Genomic DNA, 17,507 nt, shown 5'->3' on the forward strand with positions numbered 1-17,507 from the left:
TGCGACCTGCTTTCCGATGCCGGAACCCGCCTGCCGTCAGCCCGCCTTCAGGACCTGCGCCACCACCGGTCCCGCCGCGTCGCCGCCGTGCCCGCCCGCCTCGACGACGGCCGCCGCGGCGAGGTCGCCGGAGTAGCCGGTGAACCAGCTGTTGGAGTCCCCCTGCCCGTCGACCTCCGCCGAGCCGGTCTTCGCGCCCTTGGGCGACGGAACGCCGGCCATCGCACGCTGCGCGGTGCCGTTCGGGCCCGTGGCCGCCTTCATCAGCTTCTGCAGCCCGGCCTCGACCGCGCCCGGCAGTGGCTCGGCGGTCGCGAACTCCCGGCCGTCCACGTCCTTCGGGATCAGGTACGGCTGGAGGAAGCCGCCGTTCTTCACGGTCGCGGAGACCGACGCCATGTTCAGCGCGTTCATGGTGATCTTGCCCTGGCCGATGTACGAGGCCGCCGTCTCGGACCCGCTCGACTCGGGCACCTTCCCGTCCTCGGTCAGCACGCCGACCGACCACACCTCGCCGATCCCGAACCACTTGCGGGCGGTGTCGCCGAGCGCGGTGTTGTGGACGCCCTTGGACTTCAGCGGGTTGATCGCCTTGATGAAGGCGGTGTTGCAGGAGCGCGCGAAGGCGTTGCTGAGGTCGCCGTCGGTGGAGAAGCCCTTCAGGTTCTCGAAGCGGGTCCCGTCCCACAGCACGTGGTCCGGGCACTCCACCCGCGAATCCGGCTGGGCCACCCCGTACCGCATCATCATCGCCGCCGTCACGATCTTCATCGTCGAGCCCGGCGCCTGCGCCCCCTGGAACGCCGTGTTGAATCCGGACGCCGGGTTGTTGGCGACCGCCCGGATCGCGCCCGTCGACGGTTCGACCGCCGCCACGGCCGCCTTCGGGAACTTCTTCACCGCCTTCTCCGCCGCCGCCTGCACGTCCGCGTCGATCGTCGTCCGCAGCTCGCCCGGCTTGCCCTTCGACAGGACGAGGAGCGTGGCGCCGGGCGTGCCGTTCGCGCCCTCGATCCAGGTCTCGACGCCCGCCTCGCCGCCGGCCTTCCCGCCGTACCGCTGCCGCAGCGCGTCCAGGACGGGCGCGAGCGACGGGTACTTCTCCGGCGGCAGGGCGACGCCCTCGTGGTCGACGGCCTTGACCGGCGGGGTCTTCGCGGTGCCGGTCCGCAGCGTGGCGCCGGCGGTCAGCTTCGGGTGCAGCACGGTGGGCGTCCACCGCACCAGCGGGCGGCCGGTGGACTCGCCGCGGACGACGCTGAGCTTCGACTCGTACGTCCACGGCTTCGACACCCCGTCGTGGGTGACGGTCGCCTTCACCGTGAACGGCACGATCGTCCCCGTCGGCGTCCCGGCCGTGATCACCGTCTCCGAGATCCCGCCCCCCTCCCGGTACGCGGCGATCGCCGGACCCGACGTCACCGGGTCGTTCGTCAGCCCGCCCGCCTGCTCGGCCTCGCCGGCCGCCCACGCGGCGAGGAAGTCCCGCGCGGTGGCGGTGACCTCCTCCGCCGTGACCGGCCCGGTCTTCGGCCCCGACTGCGCACGGACGTCCGGCGAGCCGCCCGTGACGCCGTTCCAGAGGTTGTACCCCCCGTACGCCACCCCGCTCGCGACGACCGCGAACACACCCCCGACGATGCCGACCTTCACTCCACTACGCATGACTGGGTTCCCCTCCCCGTGTGGACCATCGAGTCAAGCAGCCGTCACTGACAGCTGTCGAGCGAGGTCTGTCACACCTGTCACCTGAGGCCCCGCTCAGATCCAGGTGTCCAGCCACATCCGCGCCCGCCACTGGTCCAGCGGGATCGGGGTGGCCGTGTAGATCGGCCAGAAGTAGATGAAGTTCCAGACGATCAGGAGGACCAGGCAGCCCGCCACCACGGCGCCGATGGTGCGGCGTCTCTCCGTGGAGCCCTTCGGGCCGATGATGGCGCCGATCATCATGGCGACCGCCAGGCACAGGAAGGGGACGAGGATCACGGCGTAGAAGTAGAAGATGGTGCGTTCCTGGTAGCGGAGCCAGGGGAGCCAGCCGGCGGCGAAGGCGCAGAGGATCGCGCCGGCGCGCCAGTCGCGGCGGAACAGCCAGCGCCACAGGACGTACAGGAGGGCGGCGCAGCCGGCCCACCACAGGAGGGGGGTGCCGAGGGCGAGGATCTCCTGGGCGCACTTCTCCTTCGCGGAGGCCGGGCAGCCGCCGGTGCCGGGGGCGGGGGACTCGTAGAAGTAGGAGACGGGGCGGCCCGCGACCAGCCAGGACCAGGGGTTGGACTCGTACGTGTGGGGCGAGGTCAGGTCGACGTGGAACTTCCACACCGCCGACTCGTAGTGCCACAGGCTGCGCCACCACTGCGGCAGCCAGCTCCAGAAGCCGGGGTCGACCGCGTCCTGCTCGGCGGCCCAGTTCCGGAAGTACCCCTTGTCGGAGGCGAGCCAGCCCGACCAGGTGGCCAGGTACGCGGCGAGCGCCACCGGCACCGTGGAGACGAAGGCGGGCAGCACGTCCTTCTTCAGGACCGCCACGTACGGGCGGACCGCGCCCGCCGTCCGCCGGGCGCCGACGTCCCACAGGACGGTCATCAGGCCGAACGCGGCGATGAAGACCAGGCCGTTCCACTTCGTGGCGGCCGCGAGGCCCAGCATCACACCGGCCGCGAGCCGCCACGGGCGCCAGCCCAGGCGCAGGGTCTCGGCGATCTCCGCGTCGGGGCGGAGGATTCCCTCCTCGTCCTCGGGGAGCGCCGCCGCGAGCCGTTTCCGGGTCCGGTCCCGGTCGACGACCAGGCAGCAGAAGGCCGCGAGCAGGAAGAACATCAGCACCTGGTCGAGGAGCGCGGTGCGGCTCATCACGAAGTGCAGGCCGTCGACGGCGAGGAGCAGCCCGGCGAGGCAGCCGAGGAAGGTGGAGCGGAAGAGGCGGCGGCCGATCCGGCACACCATCAGGACGGAGAGCGTCCCGAGGAGCGCCACCATGAACCGCCAGCCGAACGGTTCGAAACCGAAGAGCTTCTCGCCGAGGCCGATGACCCACTTGCCCATCGGCGGGTGGACGACGTACCCGGGGTCGGTGGGGATCAGGACCGAGTCGGGGTTCGCCAGGATCGTCTTGTCGATGTCCTTGGGCCACGCCCCCTCGTACCCCTGGTTGATCAGGGCCCACGAGTCCTTGGCGTAGTACGTCTCGTCGAATATCACCGCGTGCGGCTTGCCCAGGTTCCAGAACCGGAGCACGCCCGCGACGGCCGCGACGAACAGCGGGCCGCCCCACGCGGACAGCCGCCACAGCCGGTCGGCGGCGGCGGGGCCGAGCCCCAGGAGGGACGTCACCCGCGGCGACGGCCGGGTGTACGGCGGGTCGAGCCGGTCCCGGATGCCGATGGCGAGCGTGCCGGCGGCGGGCGGGCGGTAGCCGAAGCGCCGCAGCCGCAGCTGCCACGAAGAGGGCTCGGCCACGGTCGGCGCCATGGAGTGCTGGCCCTCCAGGGCCTCGGGTGCGGTACGGGTCACCGCGCCATCGTAGGGACTGCGCCTGTGCGCGTCGCCGTCCCGGCGGTACGCGGCGCCGTCACGCACCCGACTCCGGGGAGGGGACGGGTGCGACTCCTGGGAGGATGGACGCGTGACTGGAACGCTGGTACTCGCAGGGACCCCCATCGGTGACGTCGCGGACGCGCCGCCGCGGCTCGTCGCCGAGCTGGAGGGGGCGGACATCGTCGCGGCCGAGGACACCCGCCGGCTGCGCGGGCTGACCCGGGCGCTCGGCGTGCACACCACCGGGCGGGTGGTGTCGTACTTCGAGGGGAACGAGTCGGCGCGCACGCCCGAGCTGGTCGAGGCCCTGCAGGGCGGCGCCCGGGTGCTGCTCGTGACCGACGCGGGCATGCCGTCGGTCTCCGACCCGGGCTACCGCCTGGTCGCCGCCGCCGTCGAGGCGGACATCAAGGTGACCGCCGTCCCCGGCCCGTCCGCCGTGCTCACCGCGCTCGCGCTCTCCGGCCTCCCGGTCGACCGGTTCTGCTTCGAGGGCTTCCTGCCGAGGAAGGCCGGCGAGCGGCTCGGCCGGCTGAAGGAGGTCGCGGCCGAGCGGCGCACCCTCGTCTACTTCGAGGCCCCGCACCGGCTGGACGACACCCTCGACGCGATGGCCGAGGTCTTCGGCGCCGACCGGCGCGCCGCCGTCTGCCGCGAGCTGACCAAGACGTACGAGGAGGTCAAGCGCGGCCCGCTGGGCGAGCTGGCGGCCTGGGCGAAGGAAGGGGTACGCGGCGAGATCACGGTCGTCGTCGAGGGCGCCCCGGAGACCGGGCCCGAGGAGCTGGACGCGGCCGAGCTGGTGCGCAGGGTGCGGGTGCGGGAGGAGGCGGGGGAGCGGCGCAAGGAGGCGATCGCCGCGGTCGCCGCCGAGGCGGGGCTGCCCAAGCGGGAGGTCTTCGACGCGGTCGTCGCGGCGAAGAACGCGTCCTGACCATTCCAGGAAAGGCCCTGGAAACGGTAAAGGGCTAATCTTTGAGGTAAAGCCGAATCCGGCGCCGGGAGTCTTCACGGGGCGCTTGGCAAGGGAACGCCCAAAACCGCTCCACGGACCTTCCATGGTTTCTTCCGTGCTGATGCGCTCCGGCCCGAAAAGGCGTCCACTGGACCAGTGGAGAGGAGCTGGCATGAGCGAGACCACCGGCACCGGAACGCCCGTCGCCCATGAGGCCTACGCCTTCGCCTGCATGAGGTGCGGGTACGGCTGGGAGCAGTCCTACGAGATAGAGCACCACACGGACGCGCACGGCCAGGCGTTCGTCGTGTACAAGGCGGACGGAGAGCGGGTCCCCTCCCCGCTCTCGAATCCGACCTGCATGAACTGCGGAGGGCACGTCGTGCGGATCATGCGCGCCGGCCAGGTGTCGACCGTGCTCGACCTGATCGCGTCGATGGAGCACCACGGGCGCGGGGCGAAGGAGAGCCGGCCCGTCTCGCCGGCCGGGCCGGTGGGACAGGAGCTGACCCGGGGCGGGGAGGCCCCGCCACCGCCGGTCCCGCACCACTGGCACCTCTCCGACCTGCTCCACCCCTTCCGCTCCCGACACTGAGATCCCGTCGCTGAGATCCCGGCACTGAGATCCCGTCACTGAGATCCCGGCACCGGGAGCGCGAAACCGCCGCGCGGACCCGCTCATGGCCCTCGTACGATCGGGGCCATGAGTGCCAAGGACGCCCCGCCGCCGCTGCCCGAACCCCTCCTGGTGGAGGTCGCGGACTCGCACACCCACCTCGACATGCAGTCCGGCACGGTCGAGGAGGCGCTGACCAAGGCCGCGGCCGTCGGCGTGACGACGGTCGTGCAGGTCGGCTGCGACGTGAAGGGCTCCCAGTGGGCCGCGGAGACGGCGGAGCGGTACGCGAACGTGCACGCGGCCGTCGCCCTGCACCCGAACGAAGCGCCCCGGATCGTGCTCGGCGACCCCGACGGATGGTCGCGGCAGGGGGCGCGGGAGGCGGGCGGCGACGCGGCGCTCGACGACGCGCTCGGCGAGATCGACCGGCTCGCCGCCCTCCCGCACGTCCTCGGCGTCGGCGAGACCGGCCTCGACTTCTTCCGCACGGGCCCCGAGGGCATGGCCGCGCAGGAGCGTTCCTTCCGCGCCCACATCGAGATCGCCAAGCGGTGGGGCAAGGCACTTGTCATCCACGACCGGGAGGCCCACGCCGACGTGCTGCGCGTCCTCGACGAGGAGGGCGCCCCCGAGCGGACCGTCTTCCACTGCTACTCCGGCGACGCCGCGATGGCGGAGATCTGCGCCGCCAAGGGCTACTACATGTCCTTCGCCGGCAACATGACCTTCAAGAACGCCCAGCCGCTGCGCGACGCCCTCGCCGTCGCCCCGCTGGACCTCGTCCTCGTCGAGACCGACGCCCCCTTCCTCACCCCGGCGCCCTTCCGGGGCCGCCCCAACGCCCCGTACCTGATCCCGGTCACCGTCCGGGCGATGGCCGCGGTGCGCGGGATCGACGAGAACGCGATGGCGGAGGCGCTCGCCGTGAACACGGCCCGCGCCTTCGACTACTGATCCTCCCCTCCCCGCCCGTGATGATCACCGATCCGTAACGGTTACGTGTCGTAGCCGGGTCGCTTTGGAGAGTGACGGGTGCGGGGGCTAGGGTCCCGGCCTCGTGAGCACTTCCCAGGGCAGTCACCGCGCCGGACGGCGGGGCGCGACGGCCACGCTGCCCGTCCACGAGCAGCCCACCCAGGTCGCCCCGCCGACTCCGGCCGCCCCGGCGCCCGCCCCCGCTTCCGTCCCCGCGCAGGGCCGGGCCGCCGCCCGGCGCGGGGCCCGGCGCCGCAAGGCGGCGCGCCCGGCCGGAGAGGGACTGCGCAGGCTCGTCCCGCAGGCCCTCGTCGTCGCCTTCCTGGCCGGCGGCACCAGCGCGTTCGTCGCCGACGACAAGGCCGTCCGGCTCTCCGTCGACGGCGTCCCCCGCACCCTGCACACCTTCTCCGACGACGTGCGGGAGCTCCTCGCCGACGAGGGCCTGGAGATCGGCGAGCACGACCTCGTCGCCCCCGGCCCCGGCGAGCCGCTGGCCAGCGGCGACGAGGTCGTCCTGCGGTACGGCCGGCCGGTCGTCCTCACCCTCGACGGCTACCGCCGCCAGGTGTGGACCACCGCCGACACCGTCGACGGCGCCCTGCGCCAGCTCGGCGTCCGCGCCGAGGGCGCCCACCTGTCGGTCTCCCGCTCGGCCGCGATCTCCCGCACCGGCCTCGCGCTCGACGTCCGCACCGAACGCGCGGTCACCTTCCTCGCCGACGGGCGCGAGCGGACCGTCCGCACCAACGCGGCCACCGTCGCCGAGGCCCTCGACGAGGCCGGCATCACCCTCGGCGGCGAGGACACCACCTCCGTCCCCCGGGACGCCTTCCCCCGCGACGGGCAGACCGTCACCGTGCTGCGGATCACCGGCTCCACCCAGACCCGCGAGGAGGCGGTCCCGTACGCCGTCGAGCGCGTCCGCGACCCGGAGCTCTTCGCCGGCACCGAGGTCGTCGAACGGCAGGGCGTGCCGGGCCTGCGCCGGGTCACGTACCACCTGCGGTCCGTCAACGGCGTGAAGCAGCGGCCCCGCCGCACCGGCGAGGAGCTCGTCCGCGAACCCGTCTCCCGCAAGGTCCGCGTCGGCACCCGCGCGCTCCCCACCTCCGTCGCCGGCGCCGACGGCCTGAACTGGGGCGCGCTCGCCGCCTGCGAGTCCGGCGGCCGGCCGAACGCGGTCGACCCCTCGGGGACGTACGGCGGCCTCTACCAGTTCGACCCCGGTACGTGGCGCTCCCTCGGCGGCACCGGCGTCGCCCAGAACGCCCCCGCCGCCGAACAGACCTTCCGGGCGAAGAAGCTCTACGTGCAGCGCGGCGCCGGCCCCTGGCCGCACTGCGGGCGCAGGTTGTTCCAGTGACCGGTACGGCGACCCGTAGGCTGTACCGGTGAGCACCACCACCGGCCCCGACGGCCCCGACGCCCTCCTCGGCCCCGCCGACATCCGTGAGCTGGCCGCCGCCCTCGGCGTGCGCCCCACGAAGCAGAAGGGCCAGAACTTCGTCATCGACGCCAACACCGTCCGGCGCATCGTCCGCACCGCGGGCGTACGCCCGGACGACGTGGTCGTCGAGGTGGGGCCCGGACTCGGCTCCCTCACCCTGGCGCTCCTGGAGGCCGCCGACCGGGTGACCGCCGTCGAGATCGACGACATCCTGGCCGCCGCGCTGCCGTCGACGATCGCCGCGCGCATGCCGGAGCGCGAGGACCGCTTCGCGCTGGTCCACTCCGACGCCATGCTCGTCCAGGAGCTGCCGGGCCCGGCGCCGACCGCGCTCGTCGCCAACCTCCCGTACAACGTGGCCGTGCCCGTCCTGCTCCACATGCTCGACCGCTTCCCGACCATCGAGCGGACCCTCGTCATGGTCCAGGCCGAGGTCGCCGACCGGCTCGCCGCCGGACCGGGCAACAAGGTGTACGGCGTCCCCTCCGTCAAGGCGAACTGGTACGCCGAGGTCAAGCGCGCCGGGTCCATCGGCCGCAACGTCTTCTGGCCCGCGCCCAACGTCGACTCCGGCCTCGTCTCCCTGGTGCGCCGCACCGAGCCGATCGCCACCACCGCCACCAAGGCGGAGGTCTTCGCGGTCGTCGACGCGGCCTTCGCGCAGCGCCGCAAGACCCTCCGGGCCGCCCTCGCCGGCTGGGCGGGCTCCCCGGCTGCCGCCGAGGAGGCGCTGGTGAAGGCCGGGATCTCGCCGCAGGCGCGCGGCGAGGCGCTGACGGTCGAGGAGTTCGCCCGGATCGCCGAGAACAAGCCCGCGGCGGAGACCGAGCCGACGGCGGAGACCAAGCCGGAGGCGGAGCAGCGGTGAGCGTGACCGTACGCGTACCGGCCAAGGTCAACGTCCAGCTCGCGGTGGGCGCGGCCCGCCCCGACGGCTTCCACGACCTGGCCAACGTCTTCCTCGCCGTCTCCCTCTACGACGAGGTGACCGCCACCCCCGCCGACGGGCTGACGATCACCTGCGAGGGCCCCGACGCCGACAAGGTGCCGCTCGACCGCACCAACCTGGCCGCGCGCGCAGCGGAACTCCTCGCCGCCCGGCACGGCATCTCCCCGGACGTCCACCTCCACATCGCCAAGGCCGTCCCGGTCGCCGGCGGCATGGCCGGCGGCAGCGCGGACGGCGCCGGCGCGCTGCTCGCCTGCGACGCGCTGTGGGGCCTGGACACCCCGCGCGAGGTCCTCCTGGAGATCTGCGCCGAGCTCGGCTCCGACGTGCCGTTCAGCCTCGTCGGCGGGGCGGCGCTCGGCGTCGGCCGCGGCGAGAAGCTGACGGAACTGCCGGTCGCCGGGCCCTTCCACTGGGTCTTCGCGGTCGCCGACGGCGGCCTGTCGACCCCCGCGGTGTACGGCGAGTTCGACCGCCTCGCGGAGGGCGTCGAGATCCCGGAGCCGGCGGCCTCCCCGGTGCTCCTGGACGCCCTGTCCTCCGGCGACACCAGGGCCCTGGCGGCCGCCCTGTCGAACGACCTCCAGCCCGCGGCGCTCTCCCTGCGCCCCTCCCTCGCCGCCACCCTCACGGCCGGCACCGAGGCCGGCGCCCTGGCGGCCCTGGTCTCCGGCTCGGGCCCGACGACGGCGTTCCTGGTGAAGGACGCGGAGGCGGCGGACCAGGTGGCGCGGGCGCTGCGCGCCTCCGGCACCTGCCGCGCCACCCACACCGCGACCTCCCCGGCGCCGGGCGCGACGCTCGTCTAGAGCTTGTTCTTGGAGAGCGTGGCCAGGAGCAGGTTCGGGTCCGGGTCCAGCGTGTTGAAGAAGGCCGCGCTGTTCACGTAGACGGTCTTGTGGCGGACCGCCACCGAGGTCGGGTTGTCGAGGCCGTCCGTGGCGGTGAGCACGGTCTTGTGGGTGCCGTCGGGCCGTACGAGCTCCAGCTTGTCCGCCGTGAGCAGCGCGGCGAGGACCGTGTCGCCGTGTCCGGTGAAGGCGAAGTCGTCGATGAAGGTCAGCCCGGTCGCCCGGGTCTCGACCGGGCCGGCGGTCCGGTCCTGGCGGAACGGGACGCGGAGCAGGGTGCCCCGGGCCGAGTTGGACACCCAGACGGCGCCGTCGTGGATCTTGAGGCCGTTGGCGCCGAAGGGGAGCTCGGCGGTGGGTTCGAGCGCGGCCCCGGTGGCCCAGGCCGTGGGCTCGCCGCCGGTCACCGGGAGGCTCCACACCGTGCCGAGCAGGCTGTCGGCGGTGTAGAGGGTGCCGCACTTCTCGTCGAGGGCGAGGCCGTTGGGGAAGGCGCCGGCCGGGAAGAACCCGATCTGCTCCGGCGTGCCGCCGCCGGGCGGGATGCGCCAGATGCCCGTCTTCTCGGTCCCGGTGGCGTAGTTGACGTACAGGGTCCCGTCGTGGGCCCGGGCGATGCCGAGGACGACGGCCCCGCCGACGGGCGTCTGCGCGTCCGGCACGTCGGGCAGGGTGGCGACGGGCGTCGTGACGCCCTGCCGGGTGACGCGGACGACCTTGCGGGCGAAGGCGAAGGTGATGTCGGCGGAGCCGTCGGGTTCCAGGGCGATGTTCTCCGCGTTCTCACCGGCGCCGGTGAAGTGGGCGACGACGCGGGGATCGGTGACGGCCGGATCGCCGGCCGAGGCGGGGCCGGCGGCGAGCACGGTGAGCGCGACGGCGGCACCGGCGACGGCGGCCAGGCGTGGATGTCCGGACATGGGTCTCTCCTCGGGGCGGGGTGGTGGGTCCGAGGAGAAGCTGACGGCTCGCGGCCGGAGCCTCCGGCAGCCCCGGCCGTGAGGTCGCCCGCGTGGCCGACGGCATGGGGCCGGTTGGCACTGTCCGGTGGCCCGCTCCGGGCCCGTACTCAGGGGCCGGCTGAGTATCCGAGCCCTGTCGGGCCGGAGGCGGGCACGGGACCCTGCCCGTATGAAAATCAGCGCGCGGGAGCTTGCCGAGGGCACGCCGACGAGCCGGGACCGGTATGTGGACCTGCTGAGGGTCGTCTCGCTCGGGGTCGTCGTCCTCGGCCACTGGCTCATGGCGGCCGTGACCCAGGACGGCGGCGTCGGGAACCTGCTGGCCGTCGTGCCGGAGCTCCAGGCGGCGACCTGGGCGCTCCAGGTGATGCCGGTGTTCTTCTTCGTGGGCGGCTTCGCGCACGCCCTCGCCCACCGCTCCCGCCCCCGGTACGCGGACTTCCTGCGGGCCCGGCTGCGCCGGCTGCTGCGGCCGACGATGGTGTTCGTCGCGGTGTGGGGCGCGGCGGCGCTCGTCCTCCAGGTGGCGGGGGCCGACGGCGGGCTGACCGGCGTCGCGCTGCGGCTCGTCACGCAGCCGCTGTGGTTCATCGGGATCTACCTCGCCATGGTCGCGTTCACCCCGCCGCTGCTGCGGGCGCACGAGCGGTACGGCTGGGGCGCCTTCGCGGGGCTCGCGGCCGCCGCCGTCCTCGTCGACGTGGCGCGCTTCGCCGCCGGCGTCCCGTACGTCGAGTTCCTGAACTTCGCGTTCGTGTGGCTGGCCGTGCACCAGCTGGGCTTCCTGCGGGCCGACGGCATGATCCGGCGGCCGGCGCTCCTCGCGGCGGCGGGGCTCGCGGGCGCGGGCCTGCTGGTGGCCTTCGGCCCGTATCCGCTGTCCATGGTGGGGATGCCCGGCGAGAAGGTGTCGAACATGGCCCCGCCGACCCTTGCCCTGCTCTGCCACGGCCTGTGGCTGATCGGCGCGGTGGAGCTGCTGCGCGGCCCGGGGGAGCGGTTCGCGGCCCGGGCGCGGGTCTGGCGGACGGTGGTCGCGGCGAACGGCATCGCGATGACGGCGTTCCTGTGGCACCTGACGGCGATGCTCGGCGTGTACGGCGCGATGCTCGCGCTCGGCGTACGGCTCCCGGCCCCGGCGACCGCCGCCTGGTGGGCGCAGCTGCCGCTCAGGCTCCTCGCGGCGGCCGCGCTGACCGCGCTCCTCGTCGCGGTCTTCCGCCGCTTCGAGGCGCCCTCCCCCGTCCCCCGCACCGGCGGCTCCGGACCGCTCGCCGCGCTCGGCACCGCCCTCGCCCTCCTGGGGATCCTGGGCCTGTCGACGACCGGCCTCGGCGGCCTCCTGGAGGGCCACACCGCCACCCTGATCGCGGTCAGGGTGACCGCCCCGGCGGCGGTCGCGATGGCCCTGGTGGGCTGGCTCCTGGTCGACCGGCCGGGGCGCTCCCGGCCCTGACCCGGTCGGCCAGGGCCGACGGGGGCGCGGGGACGTACCCTGGTATGTCGATCGATCACCCCGCACTGGAGTCAACGTGGCCGTCAACCTGGTCAATGTCGAGAACGTCAGCAAGGTGTACGGCACCCGTGCCCTGCTCGACGGGGTCTCGCTCGGCGTCTCCGAAGGGGACCGGATCGGGGTCGTGGGGCGCAACGGCGACGGCAAGACCACCCTCATCCGGATGCTGGCGCGCCTGGAGGAGGCCGACACCGGTCGCGTCACGCACAGCGGCGGGCTGCGGCTCGGGGTGCTGACCCAGCACGACTCGCTCGACCCGAAGGCCACCATCCGGCACGAGGTCATCGGCGACATGGCCGACCACGAGTGGGCCGGCAGCGCCAAGATCCGGGACGTGCTCACCGGCCTCTTCGGCGGGCTCGGCCTGCCCGGCTTCGAGCACGGCCTCGACACCGTCATCGGCCCGCTGTCCGGCGGCGAGCGCCGCCGCATCGCGCTCGCCAAGCTGCTCATCGACGAGCAGGACCTGCTCGTCCTCGACGAGCCGACCAACCACCTGGACGTCGAGGGCATCGCCTGGCTCGCCGGCCACCTCCAGGCCCGCCGCTCGGCGCTCGTCTGCGTCACCCACGACCGCTGGTTCCTCGACCAGGTCTGCACCCGCATGTGGGACGTGCAGCGCGGTGACGTGTACGAGTACGAGGGCGGCTACTCCGACTACGTCTTCGCCCGGGCCGAGCGGGAGCGGATCGCCGCCACCGAGGAGGTCAAGCGGCAGAACCTGATGCGCAAGGAGCTGGCCTGGCTGCGGCGCGGCGCCCCCGCCCGCACCTCCAAGCCCCGCTTCCGCATCGAGGCGGCCAACGCGCTCATCGCCGACGTGCCGGAGCCCCGGGACTCCACCGAGCTCATGAAGTTCGCCAACGCCCGGCTCGGCAAGACCGTCTTCGACCTGGAGGACGTGACCGTCACCGCGGGTCCGAAGACCCTCCTGCAGCACCTGACCTGGCAGCTGGGCCCCGGCGACCGCGTCGGACTCGTCGGCGTCAACGGCGCGGGCAAGACCTCACTCCTGCGGGCGCTGGCGGATGCCGCCGTCTCCCAGGGCGAGAAGCAGCCGCCGGCCGGCCGGATCGTCGTCGGCAAGACCGTGCGCCTCGCCTACCTCTCCCAGGACGTCACCGAGCTCCCCGCCCAGCTGCGCGTCCTGGAGGCCGTGCAGCAGATCCGCGACCGGGTCGACCTCGGCAAGGGCCGGGAGATGACCGCCGGGCAGCTGTGCGAGCAGTTCGGCTTCGGCAAGGAGAAGCAGTGGACGCCGGTCGGCGACCTCTCCGGCGGCGAGCGCCGCCGTCTCCAGCTGCTCCGCCTGCTGATGGACGAGCCGAACGTCCTCTTCCTCGACGAGCCCACCAACGACCTCGACATCGAGACCCTGACCCAGCTGGAGGACCTCCTCGACGGCTGGCCGGGCTCCATGGTCGTCATCTCCCACGACCGCTTCTTCCTGGAGCGCACCACCGACCGGACCTTCGCCCTGCTCGGCGACCGGGCCCTGCGGATGCTGCCGCGCGGCATCGACGAGTACCTGGAGCGCCGCCGCCGGATGATCGAGGAGGCCGCCCCGGCGCCCGCCCCCGCGGCCGCCCCGCAGCAGAAGGCCGGCGTCTCCGCGGCCGACGCCCGCGCCGCGAAGAAGGAGCTCCAGAAGGTCGAGCGGCAGCTCGACAAGCTCTCCGAGCGGGAGACGAAGCTGCACGCGCAGATCGCCGACAACGCGACCGATTTCGAGAAGGTCGCGAAGCTCGACGCCGAGTTGCGAGAACTTTCCGGAGAACGTGAAGAGTTGGAGCTGCGCTGGCTCGAACTGGCGGAGAACGCATAACGAGGGCATCACGGACCGGTCCTCCCTTGGGCACAAGGGATGGACCGGTCGCTTTTGCGCCACCGGGTGAGTGGTAGAAAGAAAACCCGCTCACAGCAAGGGGGAAGCGCTGATGACCCAGCCGCCCAGCAACCAGCCGCCGGGGGGCTTCGGAGCTCCCCAGGATCCGAACCAGGGCGGCATGCCGCCCGTCCCGCCGGCGCAGCCGCCGCAGATGCCGCCGGTCCCGCCGCAGGCGCCCGGCCAGCCGCCGCAGGCCCCGCAGGGCCAGCCCGGCTACGGCTACCCGAACCAGCCGCCGCAGCACCAGCAGCCGGTCCCGCCGCCGTACGGCTACCCGAACCAGCCCCAGCAGCCGGGGCCGTACGGCCAGCCGCAGCAGCCGGGTCCGTACGGGCAGCAGGCCGGCCCCTACGGCGGCTACCCGGGCCAGACCCAGCCGATGTACCCGGGCGCGCCCGCCCCGGCCGGCGGTTCCGGCGGGGGCCCGTTCAAGGGCCGCACCGGTCTCGTCGCGATCGTCGCGGCCGCCGCCGTGCTCGTCGCCGGTGTCACCACCTGGGCCGTCGTCGGCGGCGGTGACGACGAGAAGCCGACCGTCGCGCAGACGCCGACGAGCAGCTCCAGCGCCACCACCGGCCCCAAGCCGACCGAGTCGGTCGACGAGGGCGACGGCTCCGGCGACGGCGACAAGGGCGGCGAGGACGACCTCAACGCGGCCCGCCAGGAGGGCGAGGCGAAGGTCAACTTCCTCACCACCAACGACGTCGACCTGCCCCGCAACGGCTCCGAGGTCTTCGGCCCCTGGATCGTCGGCGACACCGTCGTCAAGGCGATGTACAAGGGCGTCTCCGGCTACTCCCTGGCCGACGGCACCAAGAAGTGGTCGGTCGACCTGCCGTTCAAGCTGTGCGCGGCCCCGGCCCAGCCCGGCGCCGACGGCCTCATGGTCTTCGGGTACGAGGAGAGTGCCAAGGACAACGCCAAGTGCACGATGCTCCAGCAGATCGACCTCAAGTCCGGCAAGGCGGGCTGGAAGAAGGCCGTCCCGAAGCCGCAGGGCCTCTTCGCCTTCTCCGACAACACCCTCGCCATCGGCGGCAACACGGTCACCGCGGCCGGTAGCAGCAGCGCCTACGGCTTCTCCCTCACCGACGGCAAGCAGCTCTTCACCGGCCCCACCGGCGACTGCAAGCCGTACGCCTACGCCGGCGACGCCACCAAGCTGGTCGCCGCCAGCCAGTGCCGCACCGCCGACGTGAAGAAGGAACAGCACACGATCAGCGAGGTCGACCCCGCCACGGGCAAGGCCAAGTGGACCTACCGGCTGGCCGCCACCTGGGAGGTCGACAAGGTCTACTCGGTGAACCCGCTCGTCGTCTCCGCCTTCCAGCGCGAGCAGAAGAAGTGGTCCGTCGTCGCGCTCAAGCCGGACGGCAAGGTCCGCTCCGAGATCCAGGGCGGCAAGGACAAGTTCGCCCCGCGCTGCGGCGGCGGCCTGATCATCTTCGGCCGCAAGCTCCAGGGCTGCACCGGCGTCGCCGCCGGCGGCGACACCTTCTACATGGCGACCGACACCTCCTACGGCACCTCCAACGAGATCGTCGCCTTCGACCTGAACACCGGCAAGCCGAAGTGGCGTTCGAAGGCCCCCGACCAGCAGCACATGTCGCCGCTGGGCATGGAGGGCGGCGAGGTCCTCGCCTACGTCGCGCCCAAGTACGACAAGGGCGGCGCGGTCGCGACGATCGCCCCGGCCGGCGGCGCGCCGAAGATCCTCCTCAAGCACCCCGTCTCGGTCGCGCAGATCGAGAGCAGCTTCTTCAGCGCGGGCTACGCCTACGGCAACGGCACCTTCGTGATCGCGGCGGGCCGGGTCTCGGCGAGCAACGACGCCGAGGAGAAGGAGACCAAGACGATGATGGGCTTCAGCAAGTGACCCAGCCGCCCCCGCCTCCGAACCAGCCGCCGAACCAGCCTCCGAACCAGCCCCCCGGCCCGCCGCCGGGCGGCTTCGGCGCGCCGACGCCCCCGCCGCCGCAGGGCGAGCCCGGCTACGGCCACCCGCAGGCCCCGCAGGGCCAGCCCGGCTACGGCTACCCGCAGCAGGCCCCGCAGGCCCCCCAGTACCAGCAGCCCCCGCAGCAGGGCCAGCCGTACCAGCAGCCGGTTCCGCCGCCGTACGGCTACCCGAACCAGCCGCAGCAGCCGTACGGCTACCCGACCGCGCCGCAGCAGCAGGTCCCGGCCGCCGCCCCGGGCGGCCGCCGGAAGCTGTCCGCGCAGGCGCAGATCGTCGTCGCGGCGGCCGTGGCCGTCGCGGTGATCGTCGGCGTCGGCATCTGGTACGCCAACTCCGGCTCGGACACGCCCCCGGACGCCAAGCCCGTCGGCGGCACCAGCCAGTCCCCGAACGGCGGCGGTGACGGTGGCGGTGACGGCGGCGCCGGCAACGGCCTCGGCGGCAACGGCAAGGAGAAGCCGGGCGGCAAGACCGGCGCCCGCCTCGCCTTCCGCATCGACGTGCCGAAGGTGCCCGACACCACGCCCGTCGACGGCTCCTGGCTCACCGACAAGACCTTCGTGAAGACGGGCGTCAACTCGGTCGTCGGCTACGACATCGACAAGGGCACGGTCTCCTGGACGATCCCGCTGGCCGGCCAGGTCTGCGGCGCGTCCCGGCACAAGACCGAGGACAACAAGGTGCCGATCCTCTTCGAGGAGAAGAAGCGCGTCGCGCCCCGCTACTACCAGAGCTGCAACCAGGTCGGCATGCTCGACCTGAACACCGGCAAGCTCCTCTGGTCCGCCTCCGTCAGCGGCGGCGGCGACGCGAAGGCCCGCTTCAGCGAGGTGACGCTCGGCGGCGGCACCGTCGCGGCCGGCGGCACCGACGGCGGCGCGGCCTTCGACGCGGCCACCGGCAAGGTGCTCTGGAAGCCGCAGTCCAACGACCAGGGCTGCTACGACATGGGGTACGGCGGCGGCGCCGGCCTCGTCGCGGTCCGCAAGTGCGGCAAGTACGGCGCCCAGACCATCACCGTCCAGAACCTGGACCCGAAGTCGGGCAAGCCGCTCTCCGAGTTCAAGATGCCGCAGGGCGTGGACTACACGTCGGTCGTCTCCACCAAGCCGCTGGTGGTCGCGGCCAACGTCGGCGACGCCGCCGACGACGGCAGCAGCGTCTCGGACTTCTTCTCCATCGACGAGAAGACCGGCAAGCTGCGGACCAAGATCACGGCCGACCCGGACCGCTACGCGGCCGAGTGCGGCGCCACCTCGGTGGAGGAGTGCTCGCAGGCGCTGGTCGGCGACGACCGGCTCTACCTGCCGACCGAGGAGCACGAGGGCTCCACCGGCGAGTACAAGGACAAGACCAACGAGATCGTGGCCTTCAGCCTCGCCGACGGCAAGATGGCGCCGGAGAAGGCCGACGCGGGCGACGGCTACGTGCTGATGCCGCTGCGCATGGACGGCGGCGACCTCATCGCGTACAAGGTGCCCCCGTACGACAAGGGCGGGCAGCTCGTCTCCGTCCACGCGGGCACGATGAAGTCGACGCTGCTCCTGGAGAACCCCTCGGACAAGGCGAACCGGTCCATCGAGGGCAGCTTCTCGATCACCGGCGCCGAACTCCTCTACGCCGACGGTCGGTTCTTCATCTCCGGCACCTACGCCAACAAGCCGAGGGAGTCCTCCGGCTCCGCCCTCGACAAGAGGTACCTCGCGGTCTCGTTCAGCACCAAGGGCTGACGTCCGCGACCCGCGCGAAGGGCCTCCCCGGGACACCGGGGAGGCCCTTCGCGCGTCCGCTTCCCCCTTTCGGGCGGCGGCGGTTGACGGACCGTGGGGCGGGGGAGCGTGTAGC

General features: G+C 73.1%; 13 protein-coding genes. 10 read left to right on the forward strand and 3 right to left on the reverse strand.

From position 1 onward, the window contains the following. Positions 1 to 36: 36 nt before the first annotated feature. Positions 37 to 1,665 carry a penicillin-binding transpeptidase domain-containing protein gene (locus HHL19_RS30050; RefSeq protein ID WP_169093529.1) on the reverse strand — a complete coding sequence of 543 codons (1,629 nt, stop codon included), beginning with the start codon at positions 1,663 to 1,665 and terminating at the stop codon, positions 37 to 39. Between the two features lie 96 nt (positions 1,666 to 1,761). Continuing rightward, complete coding sequence (locus HHL19_RS30055) at positions 1,762 to 3,513, reverse strand: phospholipid carrier-dependent glycosyltransferase (protein WP_169093530.1); 1,752 nt, start codon at positions 3,511 to 3,513, stop codon at positions 1,762 to 1,764. A gap of 112 nt (positions 3,514 to 3,625) precedes the next feature. Here HHL19_RS30055 and rsmI point away from each other — a divergent pair, with 112 nt between their 5' ends. The 6 genes from rsmI (at position 3,626) to HHL19_RS30085 (ending at position 9,294) form a co-directional block, all read left to right on the forward strand. Beyond that, positions 3,626 to 4,471, forward strand: a complete 846-nt coding sequence (gene rsmI, locus HHL19_RS30060) for a 16S rRNA (cytidine(1402)-2'-O)-methyltransferase (protein ID WP_169093531.1) — start codon at positions 3,626 to 3,628, stop codon at positions 4,469 to 4,471. Between the two features lie 193 nt (positions 4,472 to 4,664). Next, positions 4,665 to 5,087 carry a hypothetical protein gene (locus tag HHL19_RS30065; RefSeq protein WP_169093532.1) on the forward strand — a complete coding sequence of 141 codons (423 nt, stop codon included), beginning with the start codon at positions 4,665 to 4,667 and terminating at the stop codon, positions 5,085 to 5,087. A gap of 108 nt (positions 5,088 to 5,195) precedes the next feature. Then, a complete protein-coding gene (locus tag HHL19_RS30070) occupies positions 5,196 to 6,065 on the forward strand; it encodes a TatD family hydrolase (RefSeq protein WP_169093533.1) in 870 nt (289 codons plus the stop codon). Positions 6,066 to 6,168: 103 nt separating this feature from the next. Beyond that, positions 6,169 to 7,452: a resuscitation-promoting factor gene (locus HHL19_RS30075; RefSeq protein ID WP_169093534.1), complete on the forward strand. Its 1,284-nt coding sequence runs from the start codon at positions 6,169 to 6,171 to the stop codon at positions 7,450 to 7,452. Positions 7,453 to 7,480: 28 nt separating this feature from the next. Then, a complete protein-coding gene (rsmA, locus tag HHL19_RS30080; protein WP_169093535.1) occupies positions 7,481 to 8,404 on the forward strand; it encodes a 16S rRNA (adenine(1518)-N(6)/adenine(1519)-N(6))-dimethyltransferase RsmA in 924 nt (307 codons plus the stop codon). Next, positions 8,401 to 9,294, forward strand: a complete 894-nt coding sequence (locus HHL19_RS30085) for a 4-(cytidine 5'-diphospho)-2-C-methyl-D-erythritol kinase (protein WP_169093536.1) — start codon at positions 8,401 to 8,403, stop codon at positions 9,292 to 9,294. The genes rsmA and HHL19_RS30085 overlap by 4 nt, the downstream gene beginning before the upstream one ends. On the opposite strand, the gene HHL19_RS30090 is transcribed toward HHL19_RS30085, so the two are convergent. Then, a complete protein-coding gene (locus HHL19_RS30090; protein WP_169093537.1) occupies positions 9,291 to 10,256 on the reverse strand; it encodes a hypothetical protein in 966 nt (321 codons plus the stop codon). The genes HHL19_RS30085 and HHL19_RS30090 overlap by 4 nt on opposite strands. Before the next feature lie 211 nt (positions 10,257 to 10,467). Between HHL19_RS30090 and HHL19_RS30095 the strand changes: the two genes are divergently transcribed. The 4 genes from HHL19_RS30095 to HHL19_RS30110 all read left to right on the forward strand — a co-directional run bounded on the left by HHL19_RS30095 (position 10,468) and on the right by HHL19_RS30110 (position 17,392). Continuing rightward, the gene (locus tag HHL19_RS30095) at positions 10,468 to 11,754 is read left to right on the forward strand and encodes an acyltransferase family protein (RefSeq protein WP_169093538.1); all 1,287 of its coding nucleotides are present in this window, start codon (positions 10,468 to 10,470) and stop codon (positions 11,752 to 11,754) included. Between the two features lie 76 nt (positions 11,755 to 11,830). Next, entirely contained in the window at positions 11,831 to 13,639 is a 1,809-nt protein-coding gene (locus HHL19_RS30100) for an ABC-F family ATP-binding cassette domain-containing protein (protein ID WP_169093539.1), read from the forward strand. Between the two features lie 112 nt (positions 13,640 to 13,751). Further along, positions 13,752 to 15,578 (forward strand): PQQ-binding-like beta-propeller repeat protein, encoded by a 1,827-nt coding sequence (locus HHL19_RS30105; RefSeq protein ID WP_169093540.1) that lies wholly within the window; start codon positions 13,752 to 13,754, stop codon positions 15,576 to 15,578. Further along, positions 15,575 to 17,392: a PQQ-binding-like beta-propeller repeat protein gene (locus HHL19_RS30110; protein WP_169093541.1), complete on the forward strand. Its 1,818-nt coding sequence runs from the start codon at positions 15,575 to 15,577 to the stop codon at positions 17,390 to 17,392. Before HHL19_RS30105 ends, HHL19_RS30110 begins: the two co-directional genes overlap by 4 nt. The last annotated feature ends 115 nt before the right edge of the window (positions 17,393 to 17,507 follow it).

The sequence above is a fragment of the Streptomyces sp. R302 genome (assembly GCF_012927245.1).
Classification (GTDB): domain Bacteria; phylum Actinomycetota; class Actinomycetes; order Streptomycetales; family Streptomycetaceae; genus Streptomyces.

Excerpts from the sequence above, each read along its gene's own strand:
- HHL19_RS30050 (WP_169093529.1), bottom strand. The coding sequence starts at position 1,665 with ATGCGTAGTGGAGTGAAGGTCGGCATCGTCGGGGGTGTGTTCGCGGTC.
- HHL19_RS30090 (WP_169093537.1), bottom strand. The coding sequence starts at position 10,256 with ATGTCCGGACATCCACGCCTGGCCGCCGTCGCCGGTGCCGCCGTCGCG.
- HHL19_RS30105 (WP_169093540.1), top strand. The coding sequence starts at position 13,752 with ATGACCCAGCCGCCCAGCAACCAGCCGCCGGGGGGCTTCGGAGCTCCC.
- HHL19_RS30065 (WP_169093532.1), top strand. The coding sequence starts at position 4,665 with ATGAGCGAGACCACCGGCACCGGAACGCCCGTCGCCCATGAGGCCTAC.
- HHL19_RS30095 (WP_169093538.1), top strand. The coding sequence starts at position 10,468 with ATGAAAATCAGCGCGCGGGAGCTTGCCGAGGGCACGCCGACGAGCCGG.
- HHL19_RS30070 (WP_169093533.1), top strand. The coding sequence starts at position 5,196 with ATGAGTGCCAAGGACGCCCCGCCGCCGCTGCCCGAACCCCTCCTGGTG.